Raw genomic sequence first — 18,104 nt, 5'->3', positions numbered from 1 at the left:
TCGGTGCCAGTCGATCAGTCCGAGCCTCAGCACCGACGAAGCTGAGCTCCCTCCACACCCCGACATGCCAGGCTCATATCGATCAGGAAGGCCATGCCTAAGGTCACCGAGAGCCCCGCGAGCCGTAGCACCGGAACCACCTTGTAGACGGCAAGGACCAGTAAGGGGGCGGCGGGCAGGGTCTTCGGCGCTCGGGCCAGTCTCGCCTTGTGCTGCGCGGCAGCCAGCAAGATCATCGACTGCGTGTCAGAAAAATTCATCGTCATTGTCTCCGGGTCTCGGACGAACGACGATCGGACCCCTACTGCCGGGACCCCGCCGGGCAGCCCAGGTCGGGGCGGCACGGGAGCAGCGCGTCATCGCCGTCTCCGTATTGTCAGATCGTTCCCTGTCGGTCACCGACCATTCGCTCTGCCGCAGCAACGAGCCAAGTCAGATGATGCGTGGCGAGGTGCTTCGATCTGCCAGCGATGATCTCATCATGATCGCGGCACATTAGAGCGACAACCGACTATGAAACTAAGCCGATGCGCCAGGCGCGGTAGTGGCCTCGAAAACACACCCAGGCATGCGCCACTTCCAACAGTGCTCATTCGGTAGCGGCCGCTGCAGCGTCAATGCATCCGGCGTCGCTCCCAGTTACTTGCCCGCCTCCCTCTCTGTTGCAAGTATCCCCAGTACCGTCTCGGATCGCACCGCAGGTTGACGAAGCGCTAGATGGTGTCGAGCATACTCGCTCGAGCCTAGCTGCGACCGTCACAAAGTGAGCGTGACTCCTTCGGTTGTGCGGTGAGATCGCGGCGACCAGACAGGTGAGCGTATCACTCGGAACGTATTCCGAGGCGTCGGATGATTTCCGACCAGCGCCCTAACTCGGAACGCGTGAAAGCGGCGAGTTCCTCGGGGTCCATAAAGGCTGGAATCGTCCCAGCCTCGATCGAGCGGCGCTGAAATACAGGCTCAACAACGGCGCGGCGAACCGCGCTCGACAGACCGTCAATCACCGACCGGGCCGTACCAGCGGGAGCGTAGATAGCAAACCAGGCTTCAAGCTCGAATTCCGCGAAGCCTGCCTCGGTGGTAGTCGGCACCCCCGGCAACATTTCGTGGCGTGTCGTGGAAGCGATGGCGAGCGCTCTTATCGAACTGTCCCGTAACAGGCCGACGACAGCCGGCGGCGTGGTGATCATCATATCAATGGTGCCGGCGACGAGGTCATTCATCGCTGGGCCTGCCCCCCGATAGGGAACGTGCAGCATGGGTGCGCCGAATATCCCAGCGAGCCATTCACCGCCGATATGTTGGATCGTGCCGGCACCCGAGGATGCATAGGTCAACCGGCCCGGGTTGCGCCGGGCCAGATCGGCCAATTCAGCCAGCGTTGCAGCGGCGAGATCCCTGCGCACGACGATGACATGCGGAGCCCTCAGAACTAGTGCGACCGGCGTAAAGCTACGTTCGGGATCCCATGGCAGACTCGGAAAGAGCGAAGGAAACGTGACGTGGGTGCCTGAATAGGCGAGCAGCACGGTATACCCATTGGGTGACGCTCGGGCGACCGTCATGGCGGCCACGGTCCCGCCCCCTCCCACGCGATTATCGACGAGAAATGTCTGGCCCAGCTCTCGACTCAACCCGTCACCGAGAAGACGAGCCGCGAAGTCGCCCCCACCTCCCGCCGCGGCGGGCACGACGATCGTTACCGAGCGATCAGGGTAGCTGCGTTCCTGCGCGCGCGCACTTGTCGTGAGGGTCGTGGCGACCGCCAGCAATGCCCTACGCCTCGTCGTCATCGTCATCATTCCCATGGATATTCTGTTCTCTTGGACTTGCGGGTAGCGAGGTCAGACTTTCACTGCATGGACGTTGCGGCTGCCCGCTGCTTCCTCGATGCGCTACACGACAGCACTGGAGCGGCGCCACCGTGATCGACTATGGCGCAGGCTGAGTGACGCCAGCATGCCCGCAAGGTGCAGCGGCGCGCCGATCCCCTCGACCACAGGCACACCAACTTCACTTTCCACCCAGGCGGGGTCGAGCAGCACCGGGCATTGCGTCACGCCCATGGCGAGGATCACGTCGCAGCCGTCCTCGCGCACAAGCTTGCGTGCAGCTTGCACGAAGGCCTCGCTCATCGCCGTTGCATTGGCGCTGATGTCCGGCAGATCGAAACCCGTCGAGCGCCAGCCAACGACCTTCTCCTCCATCCCGTAGCGACGGACAATCGCGCGCAACATGGGGATGAGGTCGTCGTGATAGACAACCGCGCCCAGTCGATCGCCAAGGAGGCAGCCAACGTGCAGCATGGCTTCGGTGGGAGCGATTACGGGGATATCGACGACTGAGCGGCCGCCATCCACGCCAAGATCAAGCGTCCCCAGCGGGACTACGGCGTCGTAGCCCTCTCGCTCGGCTTCACGATAGGCGGCGATGAAGCTTGGTGCAGCGAGCTGAACCTCTGCCGGCGTGAGGCCCTGGACAAAAGGTGATGCCTCAGCGCGCACGATGCCAATTTGGATCCCAGACGTTGCGTAGGAAAGGGCCGCGGACTCACGGCGTCGAAACTCTGCTTCGGGATAACCGCCGATGACAAAAGCGACCCGGACGAGGCGGCGAAGTCGATCCAGGCGCGCGGTGACTTCGGCAACAGGGCGATGGTCATGGTTCGACGTTGTCATGACCAACTCTAGGATTGAGGGATCAGTCGAACAAGCAAGGGTTGAGAAAACCAAATCGCCGCTGCATCACAGGTCAGCGTGAATGTTGAGCATGCCCGTGGGTGATCGGGTGCCGCGGTCACAGGCGACGTAATCAGGTTCGTCGACGATCCGCAGCCAGGGCACACCTAACGTTTTATCCGGAAAAGCTCGTGGGTGAAAGCCAACGCTATTGACCTAAGCGTCAAGGCGTCGGCGCGCCGCCAAATTTTGTCCGCGCAGCCAATCGCTAGAAGTCGACCTTGGCGTTGTCGCCCATCTTCGGCGCGTCGCCGGTGATGATCGCCGACGCCATCTTAACCAGCGCCATGGCCTTGCCGGGGCTATCCCAAAGCTCGCCACGCTCCGGAGTTACCGTGAGGACGCGAATCGACGGATCATCGGCGTTTTCCCACCAAGCCAGGTCGGCCTGCGTCCACAATTCAGCAATCTTAGCGCGGTCGTCACTCACCCGAGCCTGGCCCGAGATCAGCACATACTTGTAGTTGCCGTTGTCGGCCCATACGCAGGACACAGCTGGAAAGCGTTCGAGCTGGGCGTTCTTCTCACCGCTTTCGTCGACCAGAAAATAGACCGCGTGCTCGTCCTTGCGAACGCGGGCGGATAGCGGGCGACTCTGCTGTTCCTGGCCATCCCAGGTCGTGAACATGCAGATGTCGATTTTCTCTGCCAGTTCCCAGATGCGGTCGCGCACCTCTTCGGGTGGTTTCGGATTGTCGTCTTGCCGTTCTTTCACCGTGCGTCTCCTTCGATCGAACTGGCTCAACGTCGCAGTGAAGCCTTTGTTGCTTCCGGTTCTCGAAGGCTCCAACCGGTGCGCCGCGTCTCCGCCCTGCCGATACAATCTGCCGGCCAAGTGGCGCAGAGCGAGCAAGCCGATCCGAGGCATCACAGGCCTCCGCCTCAAGCCCGGCGCTGTCGCCGGCAGGGCAATCGATGAGTTCGACCAGCCAGCGGTGCCGCCAATATCGGGAACTGGAAGGTGCCGAGCGGCACGTCCGAGACGTGCCAGCGTGCTGTCGCCACGATGGTCGGCGGGCTCCGGCTCGGCTCATGTGCTCCTGGTCGCCTGCTGTTCCTCATTCGCGCAAGGCTCGCCGTCCAGGAAGCTGCATCGGTGCCCTTCCAAGGCATCGGCAGACCTCGCCATTTCGCGAGCTAATCCGCCCGCGCGCCGGATTCCCTCACCAGCCGCTCCCAGCGAGGTGTTTCTTCACGGACCAGAGTCGCAGCCGCCTCAGGGGTCGCGCTGGTGACCGCATCGTAGCCCAGCGGCTTCATGGCGTCGCGGAACTCCGCCGAGCTGCCGACCTGGCGGATCCCCGCATGCAGCCGCGCCACTTCCGCGTCCGGCGTCGCCGCGGGCACCACGATCATATTCCAGGAGCGAATGTCCAGCGCCTGTAGCCCGGCCGTTTCGGCGAAGGCCGGCACCGAAGGCAACAGCGCGAGGCGCGTGCCGGAAGATACGCCGAGCATCCGCAACTGCCCGGATTGGACCAACGACATCACAGTACCGGGCAGGTCGGCGCTGGCTTCGATGGTGCCGGCCATCACATCCGTCGCCGCCTGGGCGCCGCCGCGGTAGGGCACCAGGGAAATGTCCAGCCCGGAGGTCTTCACCAGCGCCGCCATGGCCAGGTGCGACACTGCGCCCGCGCCCGCATACGCCACGCGGAAGCTGCCGGGATGACGCCGCGCCCAGTCCAACACCGAGGCCAGGTCGGTCCAGCCGTACCGATCGGCCTGCTGCGCGCCAACGACCAGCACCACGGCGCTGTCGGTGATCTGGCTGATGAACCGGAAGTCCCGCCGCACGTCGAAGGGCATGCTGGCCTGCAGGAAGGGCGCGCCGCACAGGGTGGCGGCGCTAATGAAGCCGAGCATCGTGCCGTCGGCCGGGCCTTTGGCCACCGCATCGGCGCCGACCAGCCCGCCGCCGCCACTCCGGTTCTCGACCACCACGGACTGTCCCAGCAGCGCCGTCAGCCGTTCGGCAAGCAGGCGGCCGGCGATGTCCGTCGCGCCGCTGGGTGGGAATGGGATGACGAGGCGGATGGCCCGTCTTCCCTGCGCCGCGGCGGGTGCCGCCAGGGCGGTGAGCAGGAGGCTACGACGGAGCATGCGGTGATCTCTCAAATGACAGGACGCAAATGTCACGCGCTCAGCGAAAGGCGGCGCGCTCGAGGATACGGGGCGGGATGGCGCCTCGTCGCGTGGCTTCGCGCCAGACACGCTCGATCGCGGCACGGCCGAGTCGCGTGACGGCGGCCTCATCGGCAACGGTCACGCGCCCGTCGCGCAACAGCACACGGCCTTCGACCATGCTCAGCACTAGGTCCGCCGCGCTGCCATTGGTCAGCAGCGCCTTCAGCGGATCCCAGACCGGCTGGTAGCGCGAGGAGCCTAGGTCGAACATCACCAGGTCGGCGCGCGCACCCGGCGCGATAAGGCCCAGGTCATCGCGGCCCAGCGCGAGCGCGGCATCGCGCGTCGCCGCACGCAGGATGCGCGGTGCGGACAGCCCATCGGGCCGTCCCGACTGCACCTTGGCGAAGACGGAGGCGGTGCGGATCTCCTGCAGCACGTCCAGCGTCACGCCGTCCGTGCCGATGCCGAGGCGCAACCCGGCGGCTTCCATCCGTGCCAGCGGCACGAAGCGGCCCGATCGGGCGAAGGCCAGCGGGCACGAGGCCAACGCCGCGCCCTCCTGCGCGATGGTTGCGAATTCCTCGTCCGTCGCGAACATGCCATGCGCCAGCACCACCCCAGGCCGCAGCAGGCCGAGGCGGCGCAGATGCTCGATGGAGCCGGTGCCGTGCTGGTCCTGCACGCGGGTGATCTCGATCGCATTTTGCGCGGCATGGATGGACACGATGGTCTGCCGCTCGCGCGCCTCCCGGTCCACGCGGCGCAGCAGCTCGGGGGTGTTGGAATCCGGGCCGTGCGGACCGAAGCCGACCCGGGTCAGGCCCTGCGGTCCCTCATCGTAGCGATCGAACAGCGCGATCGTCTCTTCGAGGCCGGTGCTGGCGGCGGGCATGTAGGTCGCCTTGCCCTTGGCGGTCATGCCGATGGTTTCGGAGAACAGGTAGGGGCAGGACCAGCTCCGCAGCCCGAGCCGCCGGGCGCGTTCGATGAAGGGCCACTGCGCGGGGCGAAAGACATCGAGCAGCGCGGTCATGCCACTGCGGATCCCCTCCAGCAGCGCCATCTCCGCGGCGTCACCGATCTCCTCCTCGGTCATGCACGCGGCGACGACGTCGCCGAGCGGCATCAGCAGCGCGTAGACGATGTGGCCCGGCAGGTCGCCTGGCGCGATGTCGTCCGCCAGGCCGCGAAACAGCGGCGCCGAGAGCGCATGATTGTGCAGGTTGATGAGGCCGGGCAGCAGCAGCGCATCCGGCGCGGCGATGCGTTCGGCATCCAGCGTCGGCGCATCGCGCACCACATCCGCCACGCGGCCGTCGCGAACGATCACATGCACGCCTTCGCGCAAGCCGTTCTCGGCATCCCATGCCCAGCGCGGAGAGATCACCAAGGTCATGCATCCGCTCCTGAACAGTCTTCAGCCCAATAAAATTCATCAATTTCGGGGAGCCTAGTCGGACCCCTGGTCCAGCCACAACTGGACCTAGCAACGAGGGGCCGTTCGTACCCAGAGGCACTCCCTCCGGCAGGACCGATACGCGCGTAGGTCACTAGCCGACGCTCCGGCAGGTTTGGCTAAGCTACCACGGCGTCGGCGTCCACGAATGGCCTACGGCGAGGTGTACGCGAGAAATGCCGCGGCGCAGGCTTCGCTCGGCAACTCGATGGGTGAACTAGGAACGTTTTGACCGACTTGACTGATGTGGGACTGCGAGCAGTCACTTCCGTGGCCGAGAGTCTGCGTTTCGGTCAGTGGGCCGAATCGCGGCGACCGATCAGGTTCCTGAGCACCGAGACCATGTCCTGCCCCGCCTCGGCAATCACGGACAGTTACACATGCACCACGCGGCACGCCGTTAATGTCGACTACTCGGAATTGAGCGCCGAGGTCGCGGCTGCTTCAGATGGTTCAGGCGGTCTGAGCCTGCTTGCCGGAGCCTCCGGCTGGGCCGCATCTCCTTCCGTCGAGTTCTCCAGAGGGCCAAAACTTTAATTAAGGTCGCACGGCCGCGGAGGCTCCAGCAGCCTCGCGCAAGGCCAGGAGATAGGCGTCCGAGGCCTCCGAACGCGCCCGCCTCCAGTTCCTGAGAACGACGTGGCTTGTCGCCAGCCATGGCGCGCCAACAGGCAACACGACGAGCTGCCCGGCGGCGACCGCCTCCTCGACCGGAGCATGCGTCACGATGGCGACCGCGTCGGAAGCGCGGACGACTCGCACCCAGGCGCCCATCGGTTCCATCAGCATGGCCGGGAAGGCCATGTCGGGGTGTCGCCCGGCCGAGGCCGCGCGGATTTCGGCCAGCGCCGCATGCATCCGCGTCGACAGGTGCGCCGTGGTGACGAGCGGAAAGCGGAGCGCCTCCGCGAGGGTCGGCCGGGCGCGCCGGGTGAGCGGATGCCCGCTCCGCACGACGAGCAGAAGAGGTTGCGAGGGAAGGCTGTCGATCGCGAACTCGGCGCCGTCGCTCACCTCGTGGCCGGTGATGACGGCAAGGTCCGCCGTGCCGGCCCTCAGCGCCGCGAGCGCCGCCGGCCAGGGCAGGATGTCGAGCCGGAGCCGCACGCGGGGCATCGCCCGCGCGAAGGCGACGGCGGCCGCGACGCAGGTGGTCTCGAAGGGAAACGGCCCCGCGGCGACGACGAGTTCCTCGCCCGAGCCGCCGCGCACCGCGCCGATCCGCTCATGCAGCGCACGCATGCGAACGAGGATGTCCGAGGCGTCGGCCAGGATCGTGCGGCAAAGGTCGGTTGGCTCCATGCCGCGTCGGCTTCGCCGGAACAGCGGCGCGCGCAGCAGCGCTTCGATCGCGGTGACGGCCCGGGTCAAGGCAGGTTGCGTCATGCCGAGGGCGCGCGCCGCCTTGCCCACCCCGCCCTCGGCTGCAATCGCCTCGATGCGCACCAGGTCGCGGAACTCCAGCACGGGACCCTCCAAGGTCATGCAGGGTTGGCATGATCCGTTGCACGATAGGGTATTGGCAAGCCGGCAGGCCTCCATGGCAGGGAGGGGTTTCTCCTGGAGATATCCCATGGCCAGCACCCTGCGCCGCCGCACCCTCCTCGCCGCCGGGCTGGCATCGATCGTGCCGTTCGACGCTGCGCGGGCGCAGGGCGCCTACCCGAACCGCCCGATCCGTCTCGTCACACCCTACCCCGCCGGCGGCGGCACCGACATCGTGGCACGTCTCCTGGGCGAGCCGATGCGCGAGGATCTCGGACAGCCGCTCATTGTGGACAACCGGGTCGGGGCGGGCGGCAATATCGGGTCCGAGCATGTCGCGCGCTCGGCCCCCGACGGCTACACACTGCTGCTGACGGCGGGTGCCCTCGCCATCGCGCCCTCGGTGCAGCGCAACCTCGCCTACGACCCACGCCGCGACCTCACCGGTGTGGCGCTGCTGGCCACCGTCCCGCTGCTGCTCGTCGTCCGGCCGGAGAGCGCCATCCGTTCCGTGGCGGACTTACTCGACCACATCCGCCGCCGCGGCGCCGACGTGGCCTTCGCGTCCTTCGGGATCGCCACGCCGCCCCATCTGGTCGGCGAACGGATCGGGGCGGAGGCGGGGCGGCGCATGACCCATGTGCCCTATCGCGGAGGCGCGCAGGCGATGCCGGATATCCTGTCGGGCCAGATCGACGTGGCGATCCTCGATGCCGTGTCGATCACACCGCATGTGACCGCGGGGCGGCTGCGCGCCATCGCCATCACCGGGCCGAATCGCTCCCCCGCCTTGCCCGACCTGCCGACGCTTGCGCAGGCCGGCGTGCCGTTCGAGGCCGTGGGCTGGCACGGCGTGTTCGCGCCTGCCGCGACGCCGCCTGCCATCATCGAGCGTCTGAACCGCGCCTTCGTGCGCGCCGTCGCCGTCCCCCGCGTGCGGGACGGCATCATCGCCGGCGGGTCGCTGCCGATCGAGCCGCCGCTCGATGCGGCGGCCTGGACCGCGCGCTTCGGGCGCGATGTCGAGGCCTGGGGCGCGGTCGCGCGCGCATCCCGGATCGAGCTGGATTGAGGCCGATGCGACCGATCACGCCTGTCCGCGTCCTGCGCGACCTGGTCTACGGAACGGCCCGCATCGGCTATGCCGGCGGAGGCGGGCCGATGCTCGAGGTTTGCCTTTTCCTCGATGCCTATCTGCCGGACGCAGCGCCCAACTCCGTCGGGCCGGCCCTCATCCTTGCCTTTGGTGGCGCCTTCCATCGCGGCAGCAAGGAGGACGACACGATCGCGCGTCCGGGCGTCACGAACACCGCCATGGCTGAGTATTGCCGGCGCTTCGCGGCGCAGGGCATCGCCTGCTTCTCGGTCGACTACCGCCTGGCTCCCGCCGACCCAGACCCCGGCGACACCCCGGTCCTGACCGAGCCCGACGGCGTGCCCACCGGGCGCATCGCCGAGGTACGGGAAATCATGGGTCTGGCGCCGATCACCGCGCGGGAGGTGTCCTGGGCCATGGAAGCGGCGATCGACGATGTGGCCGCGGCGATCCGCTGGGTGCATCGAGAAGCCGACCGCTTCAGCGTGGACCCGAAGCGGATCGTCGTCGGAGGATGGTCCGCCGGCGCGCGCGCCGCACTCTACGCAGCCTATGGCGAGGGGGTCGCTTGCGCGGGGGTCATCGCCCTGTCCGGCACGATACAGGAGGCAGATCTAAAGGCTCATCTTCGCCCCGGCCGCCGCCTGCCGCCGGCGCTCCTCATCGCGGCGGAGCATGACCTGTCCTATGTCCCGGCCGGCGTCGAGGGGACCGCGTCAGCCATCCGCCGGGCCGATGGCCAGGCGCGGGCGGTCCATGTGCCAGGCCACGATCACTGGTACCCGGCGGAGGCCATGACGAGCGCCGGTCTGACAGTCGAGGCGACGATGCTCGATGCTCTGCGCGGCTGGACGCGGTGATGTCGGCGGTATCGCACGAGGCGCTACTGCACGCCTTCGCCGAGGCGTACAACCGGCACGACATCGAGGCGCTTCTGTCCATGGTGACGGAGGATTGCGTCTTCGAGGCCGCCTCTGGACCGCAGCCTTGGGGCACGCGCCATGTGGGGTTGGCCGAGCTGCGTGACGCTCTTCCCTGGGCGTGGAGGCGTTGGCCCGACGCGCGCTGGGAGGAGGCGACGCACATGGTCCACCTCGACCGGGGCGTATCGGAATGGACGTTCCGCGGCACCGAACCGGACGGCGAAGTCATCGAGGTCCGCGGCGTCGACGTCTTCACGTTCCGCGATGGGAGGATCGCTCGTAAGGACACCTTTCGGAAAGAGGTTGTGGTTTCGTCCTTCCGAGGTGGTTAGCGCAAGAGACGTGCGGGGCAAACTCGATCGCCTGAGTTTGGCCGTTGGCATGTTTGCCTGAACCGCCACCGTGCGGACCTGTTCTGCTTAGACGTCTCCGGCGCGCCGATGACGCCGTGCGCCGCAGCAACGGTGCGGAGACTGGCTTGAGCTAAGGCGGCGCGGAACACAGGGTGACGAACAGTGCGTGTCTGGGCCGCGCAGCGCGCAACAGGATGTCTGCTGCAGCGGCGCCGGCGACATTGAATCAGCAGCGGAGCTTCGCTGGGGTGAATGCCGAGGAGGCGGGAGATGATCTTACATGGGACGAATGAGGGGATAGCGGAGGCGGCTGACCGGATGTCGGAAGCCCAGGCATCGGCGCTCCATGCGGAAAGATCGGGCTGAGCACTACTTCGGCAGACCTTGCTCGCGAACCGTGCATTCCGCGATTGGAACCGCATGAAGGCCCATTGTCCCGGAAAATAGCGCAGCATACGCTTTGCCGCCGTGCCGTTGTCACGGATCGAAGACCGGAGGTAACGACAATATCGCTCTCGTCGAGCGGCGCCAGACGGTGATCGATAATAGCGACGGTACCCCTTTTCGAATCAGCACCCACCAGAATGGAGATTTGCAATGACCTATACCGTCGTTGCCTGCGATCCAGAAACCAAGGCACTCGGTGTCTGCCTGGCGACAAGCCCGCTCGCCGTCGCCGCGCGCTGTCCGCTGGTCCGTGGCGGTGTGGCGGCGATCTCCTCGCAGTGCCATTCGGACTGGCGGCTTGCCTACCGTGGCATGGACATGGTCGAGGCGGGGGCCTCGCCGGAGGAAATCCTCAAGGCGCTCGAGGCCGAAGACCGGTTCTTTCTCGAGTACCGCCAGTTCGGCATCGTCCTGCCCGACGGGCGCGTCGCGGCGCATAGCCCGAGCAACGGCAAATACTGGACGGGCCACCTGGTGGGCGACGGCTTCGTCACGATGGGCAACCACTTGGCTGGGCCACAGGTCGTCGAGGCGATGCACGCCACGTACATTGCCGAGACGGCAGTGCCGTTCGAGGAGCGACTGCTTCGCACGCTGGAGGCGGGCTTTGCCGCGGGCGGCGAGACGGTCGGCCAATTGTCAGCCGGCATGATCGTCGCCGAGCCCGGCGAGCGGCGGCCCCGGACCGAGCTGCGCATCGACATGGCGAACCCGCCGCCGACCGAGGGCGGCGACGCGGTGCGCGACCTGCGCCGGGTCTTCGACGAATATTTCCCGCTGGTCCCGTACTACGCCAAGGACTGGTTGGATAACCCGACGCTGAACCGCTCGCAGTATCTCGAGCATCGAAGGGCCGTCTGAGGAGATCGCTCGCTGCCTCCCCTGCGGGAGCGCCGGGGAGGGAACCCGACAGGAGGCCCAATAGCCATGAGCGATTCTTCTCTTTCCCGCCGAGGGTTCCTGGGCGGCACCGCAGCCACCGGGGGCCTGCTTGCCGCCCCTCGCCTGGCAACGGCGCAGGATCGGCGTGTCTTGCGCTTCGTCCCCTCGATGGACCTCGCGGTCCTCGATCCGATCGTAAGTACGGCCGGCGCGACCTTGGTTCACTCGCTGCTGGTCTACGACACGCTCTATGGCCTCGACCAAAATTTTCGGCCCCAACCGCAAATGGTCGCCGGCCACACGATCGAGGATGACGGCCTGACCTGGATCATGACCCTTCGCGAGGGGTTGCGCTTCCACGACGGCGAACCGGTGCTGGCCCGCGATGCGGTGGCCAGCATTCGCCGCTGGGGCGCGCGCGACGTCTTCGGCCAGGAAGTTCTGTTGCGGTCCGATGAGATCACCGCGCTCGATGATCGCCGCCTGTGCTTCCGCCTGAAGTCGCCCTTTTCCCTGCTGCCGGACGCCTTGGGCAAGCACGGGCCCTCGCTCTGCGTGATCATGCCGGAGCGCCTGGCCCGAACCGAGCCAACGCGGCCGGTGACCGACGCGGTGGGCAGCGGGCCCTTCGTCTTTCTCAGGGATCAGCACATGGCCGGCGCGCGCGCTGCCTACCGGCGGTTCGAGGGATACGTCCCGCGGCCCGATGGAACACCCAGCCGTATGGCCGGCCCGAAGATCGCGCATTTCGACCGCCTGGAATGGACCGTGATGCCCGACCCCGCCACGCGCGCCGCAGCACTTCGGGCGGGGGAGGTGGATTGGGTCGAGGAGCTGCCGAGCGACATGGCGCCGGTCATCAGCCGCCGGCCGGACCTTGTCGTCACCGCCAGGGCCGACACGACGACCGCCATCCTGCGGATGAATCACGTGCAGCCCCCCTTCGACAATCCTGCCATCCGGCGCGCCCTGTTGGGCGCCGTGAAGCAGGAAGACTTCATGACCGCGGCGTTCGGGACCGACCGAACCTTCTGGAAGTCGGGCGTCGGGTTCTTCAGCTCGAACTCGCCGATGGCGAGCCAGGCTGGCATGGAGTTGCTGACGGGGCCGCGCGACATGAACAAGGTCAAGCGCGACTTGGCCGCGGCCGGCTACGCCGGCGAAAGAGTTGTTCTGATGCAGCCGGAGGACTGGGCCCATGTGAAGGCCCTGAGCGAAATCGCCGGTGACATGCTCCGGCAAGCAGGCATGAATGTTGACGTGCAGGTCAGCGACTGGAACTCGATCGCGGCGCGTCGCGCCAGCCGCGCTCCGGTTGCCCAGGGCGGCTGGAGTGTCTTCATGACCAGCCTGACGAGCAGTATCGATCCGGGCGGCCATCTCGGCCTGCGCGCCAATGGGGAAAGGGCGTGGTTCGGCTGGCCGGAGAGTCCCCGGCTAGAATCCCTTCGGCAAGATTGGTTTGCCGCACCGAATGAGCCGGCGCGCGCAGCGATCTGCGCTCAGATGCAGCTCAAGGCCTTCGAGGACGTGCCTTGCATCCCCGTCGGGGAATACCGAGCGATAGGAGCCCACAAGCGCGGCCTGACAGGCCTCGGTCCCGGCACCACGCATTTCTTCGGAGTTCGGTGGGCGTGATCCTCCGCCCGGGAATGCCGGCGCTTAATCCCCATAAGTGACGACCTCCGAGGACCTCCCATGACTGAACTGACGGCGCTGTGCGCCACCGAACTGCGTCGCCGCATGACGACGGGTGAGATCGCCACGACTGAGGTCCTCCGCGCCTTCCGGCGACGGATCGAGCGCCTGAACCCGGATCTGAACGCCTTCGTCGAGATGTCCTGGGACCGCGCCGAGGCGGAGGCGGCAGCAGCCGATGCCCGCGCGCCCGACCTGCCGCCGCTATTCGGTCTGCCCGTCGGCGTCAAGGAATCGACCGATGTCGAAGGCCTCCACACCACCTTCGGCAGCCTGCTCTACAAGGATCGCATCGCCGCGGCCGATGCGCCGCCCATCGCGGCGATCCGCCGCGCCGGCGGCATCATCATCGGCAAGACCAACGTGCCGGAACTGCTGCAGGGCGGCACGTCTCAGAACAGCATCTACGGGCTGACGCGCAACGCCCATGACGCGCGGTATTCAAGCTCGGGTTCCTCGGGCGGGACCGGCACGGCGCTCGCGAGCGACATGGTGCCGCTCGCCACCGGGTCGGACATGGGCGGCAGCATTCGCGGGCCTGCGGCGGCGCACGGCATCGCCGGGTTGCGCCCGACGCCTGGCCTCATCGCCTATCCCAGCCTTCCGCTGGCCTTCGATGTCTCCTCGGTGGTCGGTCCAATGGCGCGCAGCACGGAGGACGTGATGCTGCTGCTCGCGGGCATGATCTGTTCGAGCCATCTCGATCCTTTCGACTGGAACCCCGACCCCGCGCCGCTGCTGGCACCGCAGATGATGGATCCGAAGACGCTGCGCATCGCCGTCTCGCGAGATCTCGGTTGCGTCAAGGTGACTCCGGCGATCCGTGCACGTTTCGAGGAAGCGATCGGCGCCATCGCGCCCCATGTCGACCATGTGGAATGGGCCACGCCCGATCTCGGTGACATGACCCGCGCTTTCTACGTCCTCCGGACCCTGGCCTATCTCGTCACCTACGGGGCATTGCATGAAAGCGAGCCGGGCAGGCTGACGGCGCAGAAGAATGTCGACCTGCGGCGCGGCTTCGCCGCCTCCGCGCGCATGATCGCGGAGGCGCAGCGCACCCAGTCGCTCGCCTTTCGCTCGCTGGCGACCTTCCTGCTCGGCTACGACGTGCTGATTACGCCCGGCGCTTCCGAGCCGCTGGCGATGGTGGAGGACATCAACCGGCGCGAGGCCGCGCTGGCCATGGACAACACCCGCTACGCGATGGACGAGTACGATTTCAGTCGCATGCCCAAGGCGAACATCAACACGCCCATCACCTGGACGGCACATCCGGTGGCGACCATCCCCGCCGGGCATGGCCCGGACGGGCTGCCTTTCGGCCTGCAGTTGATCGGCCGCTACCGCGACGATATTCGCCTGCTGCGCATTGCCTTGACGCTGGAGGCGGTGCTGGGTGGTCAACCCGGTTTCGGTCGTGTCCGGCCGGCGCTAGACGTGGCGGCGTGAAAGCGGCGGAAACTCCCTGCCGCAGGCGCGGCGCTCGCTGCATTTCACGTCCGGGCGCAGAACACCAAGGTGCTGCGTTTGGTGCCGCGCAACGATCTGGACATGGCACGCCGCGCCCTCGCGGTGTGCGACCAGCGCCCAGCTTTTGCTGGCAATGAGGGCTTGGAAAGCAGTCATGATTTATCTTAGGTGCCGAAGCCACGCGCTTCAGGGATATTGCCTAGGTCAGGCCGAGGGGCTTCGTTGAGCATGGAAAGAACCTCCAGGCTATGGCCGTCGGGATCGCGGAAATAAACCGCGGCCGCTGGCATCCATCCGAGGACCGTCGGCTCATCGGTAAGCTGATCGCAGAAGCTCAGAGGCTCTACGCCCGCTGCGTGCAGGCGGCCCGGTGCTGCAAGGACCTCATCGCGCGGAAGCGAGAAAGCTAGACGGAGGCTCATCGTGTTTGGGGAGCTCGATCCAGCCCACAGGCCGAGCATCGAGTGACCGCGACTACCAATTCAGAGAAAGGCGGCCGCTCGCTGTTCGACGCGGTGTGCAAGTTCAAGGCCTACGACGCGGCAGTAGAAATCGATCGACCGTTCTAGATCTCGTACATTCAGGTGAGTTTCGAAGAGCCCGGAAGGGGTCAGGACCGGCATGAAGGCTTCCTGCGAATGCAGCCAGTGGAACTTTTCAAGGAGGCCTTTTCAGCGATGCCGTAGCCATTTCAATCGGTGCTAGGCAGATTGCGACAAAGCCATCTGCCATCACCGCCTCTGGCTCGCCTCGCCATCAAGGCATGAAATATCGTCCCTCGAGGTCGGCGAAGGCGTCCCCGATCCGGGCATCATGTTGAAAGTAAGCGGCGGCGACTCGGCTAGGATCAACGGCGATTAGGCGTACTGGCATTCGCGCCTGGGCATCAGGAACGCGTCGGACGAATTCCGCAAAGCGCGCCTCGGCGCCGTCCCACTGGCCATTCAGCGCCAGCGCAGCGGCGAGCAGCCCATGGCCGAAAGACCAGTCGGCGTTGCTTTCGACAACGACCCTGAGTGCGGCAACCGCCTCCGCGTCGCGGCGCAGATGCAGCAGAGCGCGGCCCAGCCCCTGCATCCAGGACCAGCGCGCAGGGTCGCTGGGGCCGCTCGCCTCCGCTTCGCCGAACCAATGCAGCGCTTCGACCGGGTCACCGAGATAGAGGTAGTTCAGGCCGACCTCCCGGCAGGCCGGTGGATCCCGCGGGCACAGCGCCAGGATGGCCTTCGCGGTCATCATCGCGTCGTGGAACCACCCCTGCGCGCGCAGCACCACAGCGCGGGCCCGCAGCGCACCCAGGTGCTCGGGTTCCGAAGCCAGCACACGCCGCGACAGAATATCGGCCTCGGCCAGGCGCACCGCGCGCTCGGCCGCTGGCGTGTAACCATTGACGAGGGCATAGGCCTCGAGCGCACCAAGCCCGGCCGCGGCCTCGATATTGTCGGGGTCAAGCGCCAGTGCGCGCCGGAACATCTCACGCGCGACCGGCACGCCTTCGGGCGACATGCGCGACATGATCGCCGTGCCATGACCCTGCAGTGCCAAGCCAACTGCATCGGGCGCCCCCGCCGCCCCGGCCCGCCGCGCCTCGGCCAGCACCATGCGCAGCACGACCTGCCGCGCGAGGCGGCCCACGATGATGTCCTGCACCATTAATCCGTCGCTGCCACGGTCTTGGTCGAAGCGGTCGGCCCAGACATGCATATCCGCCGCCGCGTCGATCAGCTGCACATTGACCCTGACGCGATGGGCATTCGCCGCGAGACTGCCTTCGAGCACGTAGCGTACCCCAAGATCGCGTCCGATCTGCCGCCCGCTCACGGCGCGTCCACGATAGGCCTGAGCGCCCGCGCGGGACGCGACTGCACCACCACCGAGTGCGCGTGACAGGTCCGTCGTGAGATTCTCCGTCACGCCTTCGGCCATCGAATCCGCATCCTCATCGCCCGGTGTGGCGCGGAATGGCAGAACAGCCAGCGACAACCGCGCCTGCGCCTTGGCCGTACCGCCGCGCGCAACGCGCGCCTTGCCGGAGATCGGAAGGCCAAAGCGGTAGCCGCGACCGGCGACGGTGATGATCGCGCCGCGTTCCGCCCCCAGCACGCGGCGGATCGCGCCGATCTGCGCGTGCAGATTGTTTTCCTCAACTACGATACCGGCCCAGACCTCGCGCATCAGGGCGTCTTTGGTGACGAGTTCGCCCTTGGCGCGCAGCAGTGCGGAGAGCAGGTCGAAAGCCCGCGCGCCGAGGTCCTGCGGCGCGCCATCGGCAAGCAGCACGCGCTCGGTCGGCCGCAGCTCGAACCGCCCGAAGGCGAACGCGTCCTCCGTCTCGTCGGCGATCATGCCGTCCTCTTCCCGTCTGAAGCGCCCAGCCGCGGCACGCGGAATTCAGCAAATTTCAGATCATGGCCCAAGAGTTTTCAGACCCGGGCGGCGCATCACCCCACACGGCGATCACACCTAGTGCGCTGTGTTCCAATCTTGCCCGCAGGAGCTGCTCCATGGCGTTTGTTCACCTTTCCTCACAAGCTTTTGAGCGCACCCGTCGGCCTGTACCGCCGCCGCCGAAGACCCGCGACCCCGAGCCGGAGAGCCAGTGATGCGCGAGCTTCCACGGCGCTTCCTGCTCGCCGCCATCGGCGCCGGCCTGAGCGGCGTCACGATGGGCATGTACATGGGCATCGCCCAGGATTTCCGATTCGCGCATGTGCACGCCCAGGTCAATCTGCTCGGATGGGTTTCGCTCGCGCTGTATGGCCTCGTATACCAAGCCGCCCCCGCGCTCGCCGTCGGCTGGTTGCCGCGGCTCCAGTTCTGGCTCTCGACGATCGGGCCGCTGCTGATGTGCACGGGGCTCGCCACACATCGCGCCGACATCGATGCCTTGCATCCGTTGGTCCCGCTGGGCGCATTCATGACCGCCAGTGGCATGCTGGTGTTCGGGGTGGTCGTGATCGGGGCGCCCTCCGCGCGCGGCGTGGAAGACCGCGCACGGGCTGCGCAAGCCGCCCGGGACGCCCGGTAATGCCGCGCTGGGTGATCCATGACGCCGTGACCGCCTGCACCTTCGGCGCGTCACCCAGCCGGCTGGCCGTGCTGCCGCACCGGCGCGCGACACACCTGCGCCGGCCGGTCGCGACGATCCTCGACCACCAGCCCCTGGTGAACATCCTGCCCTTCGGCGCCTGCACCAGCCCGGCCAACCCGCAGGTGGCCGCCGCGACGGCGGCGGCGGCCGGCGTGCTGACGCCGCAACCCTGCCTGCCCGCGACGATGACGCCCTGGACCCCCGGCAGTCCCGGCCGCGCAGTCATGCAGGAAGTCGCACTTCAGGACCGCTGCACCTGCCAGTGCCTCTGGGGCGGCACGGTCAACATCGTCGATGCCGGGCAGGCGACCCAGCATGTGCCCTGACATTCC

General features: G+C 67.0%; 17 protein-coding genes. 8 read left to right on the top strand and 9 right to left on the bottom strand.

The genetic code is table 11. From position 1 onward, the window contains the following. Window positions 1-26: 26 nt before the first annotated feature. The 7 genes from GXW79_RS05630 to GXW79_RS05600 all read right to left on the bottom strand — a co-directional run bounded on the left by GXW79_RS05630 (window position 27) and on the right by GXW79_RS05600 (window position 7,809). Entirely contained in the window at window positions 27-260 is a 234-nt protein-coding gene (locus GXW79_RS05630; protein WP_211873369.1) for a hypothetical protein, read from the bottom strand. 561 nt (window positions 261-821) lie between these two features. Further along, window positions 822-1,802 carry a Bug family tripartite tricarboxylate transporter substrate binding protein gene (locus GXW79_RS05625; RefSeq protein WP_211873368.1) on the bottom strand — a complete coding sequence of 327 codons (981 nt, stop codon included), beginning with the start codon at window positions 1,800-1,802 and terminating at the stop codon, window positions 822-824. A gap of 93 nt (window positions 1,803-1,895) precedes the next feature. Continuing rightward, window positions 1,896-2,678 carry an aspartate/glutamate racemase family protein gene (locus tag GXW79_RS05620; RefSeq protein WP_211873367.1) on the bottom strand — a complete coding sequence of 261 codons (783 nt, stop codon included), beginning with the start codon at window positions 2,676-2,678 and terminating at the stop codon, window positions 1,896-1,898. 268 nt (window positions 2,679-2,946) lie between these two features. After that, on the bottom strand, window positions 2,947-3,483 hold the full coding sequence (locus GXW79_RS05615; protein ID WP_211873366.1) for a pyridoxamine 5'-phosphate oxidase family protein: 537 nt from the start codon (window positions 3,481-3,483) through the stop codon (window positions 2,947-2,949). Between the two features lie 392 nt (window positions 3,484-3,875). Then, complete coding sequence (locus GXW79_RS05610; protein WP_211873365.1) at window positions 3,876-4,841, bottom strand: Bug family tripartite tricarboxylate transporter substrate binding protein; 966 nt, start codon at window positions 4,839-4,841, stop codon at window positions 3,876-3,878. A gap of 40 nt (window positions 4,842-4,881) precedes the next feature. After that, entirely contained in the window at window positions 4,882-6,264 is a 1,383-nt protein-coding gene (locus GXW79_RS05605) for an amidohydrolase family protein (RefSeq protein WP_211873364.1), read from the bottom strand. 597 nt (window positions 6,265-6,861) lie between these two features. Then, window positions 6,862-7,809, bottom strand: coding sequence for a LysR family transcriptional regulator (locus GXW79_RS05600; RefSeq protein WP_211873363.1), 948 nt, complete (start codon window positions 7,807-7,809; stop codon window positions 6,862-6,864). An 88-nt stretch (window positions 7,810-7,897) separates the two neighbouring features. Here GXW79_RS05600 and GXW79_RS05595 point away from each other — a divergent pair, with 88 nt between their 5' ends. The 6 genes from GXW79_RS05595 (at window position 7,898) to GXW79_RS05570 (ending at window position 14,660) form a co-directional block, all read left to right on the top strand. Then, a complete protein-coding gene (locus GXW79_RS05595) occupies window positions 7,898-8,881 on the top strand; it encodes a Bug family tripartite tricarboxylate transporter substrate binding protein (RefSeq protein WP_211873362.1) in 984 nt (327 codons plus the stop codon). 5 nt (window positions 8,882-8,886) lie between these two features. Continuing rightward, complete coding sequence (locus GXW79_RS05590) at window positions 8,887-9,765, top strand: alpha/beta hydrolase (RefSeq protein ID WP_211873361.1); 879 nt, start codon at window positions 8,887-8,889, stop codon at window positions 9,763-9,765. Next, complete coding sequence (locus tag GXW79_RS05585) at window positions 9,765-10,160, top strand: nuclear transport factor 2 family protein (protein ID WP_211873360.1); 396 nt, start codon at window positions 9,765-9,767, stop codon at window positions 10,158-10,160. The genes GXW79_RS05590 and GXW79_RS05585 overlap by 1 nt, the downstream gene beginning before the upstream one ends. A 618-nt stretch (window positions 10,161-10,778) precedes the next feature. Further along, window positions 10,779-11,489 carry a DUF1028 domain-containing protein gene (locus GXW79_RS05580; RefSeq protein WP_211873359.1) on the top strand — a complete coding sequence of 237 codons (711 nt, stop codon included), beginning with the start codon at window positions 10,779-10,781 and terminating at the stop codon, window positions 11,487-11,489. Between the two features lie 66 nt (window positions 11,490-11,555). Next, entirely contained in the window at window positions 11,556-13,148 is a 1,593-nt protein-coding gene (locus GXW79_RS05575) for an ABC transporter substrate-binding protein (RefSeq protein ID WP_211873358.1), read from the top strand. A gap of 60 nt (window positions 13,149-13,208) precedes the next feature. Beyond that, window positions 13,209-14,660, top strand: coding sequence for an amidase (locus GXW79_RS05570; protein ID WP_211873357.1), 1,452 nt, complete (start codon window positions 13,209-13,211; stop codon window positions 14,658-14,660). A gap of 503 nt (window positions 14,661-15,163) precedes the next feature. Here GXW79_RS05570 and GXW79_RS21745 read toward each other — a convergent pair. Beyond that, entirely contained in the window at window positions 15,164-15,304 is a 141-nt protein-coding gene (locus GXW79_RS21745; RefSeq protein WP_211873356.1) for a VOC family protein, read from the bottom strand. 133 nt (window positions 15,305-15,437) lie between these two features. Further along, on the bottom strand, window positions 15,438-17,027 hold the full coding sequence (locus GXW79_RS05560) for a winged helix-turn-helix domain-containing protein (RefSeq protein WP_211873355.1): 1,590 nt from the start codon (window positions 17,025-17,027) through the stop codon (window positions 15,438-15,440). A 256-nt stretch (window positions 17,028-17,283) separates the two neighbouring features. Here GXW79_RS05560 and GXW79_RS05555 point away from each other — a divergent pair, with 256 nt between their 5' ends. Both GXW79_RS05555 and GXW79_RS05550 read left to right on the top strand, forming a co-directional pair. Beyond that, on the top strand, window positions 17,284-17,709 hold the full coding sequence (locus tag GXW79_RS05555; protein ID WP_211873354.1) for a hypothetical protein: 426 nt from the start codon (window positions 17,284-17,286) through the stop codon (window positions 17,707-17,709). Continuing rightward, complete coding sequence (locus GXW79_RS05550; RefSeq protein WP_211873353.1) at window positions 17,709-18,098, top strand: DUF4280 domain-containing protein; 390 nt, start codon at window positions 17,709-17,711, stop codon at window positions 18,096-18,098. Before GXW79_RS05555 ends, GXW79_RS05550 begins: the two co-directional genes overlap by 1 nt. Window positions 18,099-18,104: the final 6 nt, after the last annotated feature.

Origin of the sequence: Plastoroseomonas arctica (assembly GCF_018128965.1) — a bacterium.
GTDB lineage: Bacteria > Pseudomonadota > Alphaproteobacteria > Acetobacterales > Acetobacteraceae > Plastoroseomonas > Plastoroseomonas arctica.
Note: the sequence above shows the minus strand (reverse complement) of the source record. Positions and strands in the feature narration are given on the sequence as shown.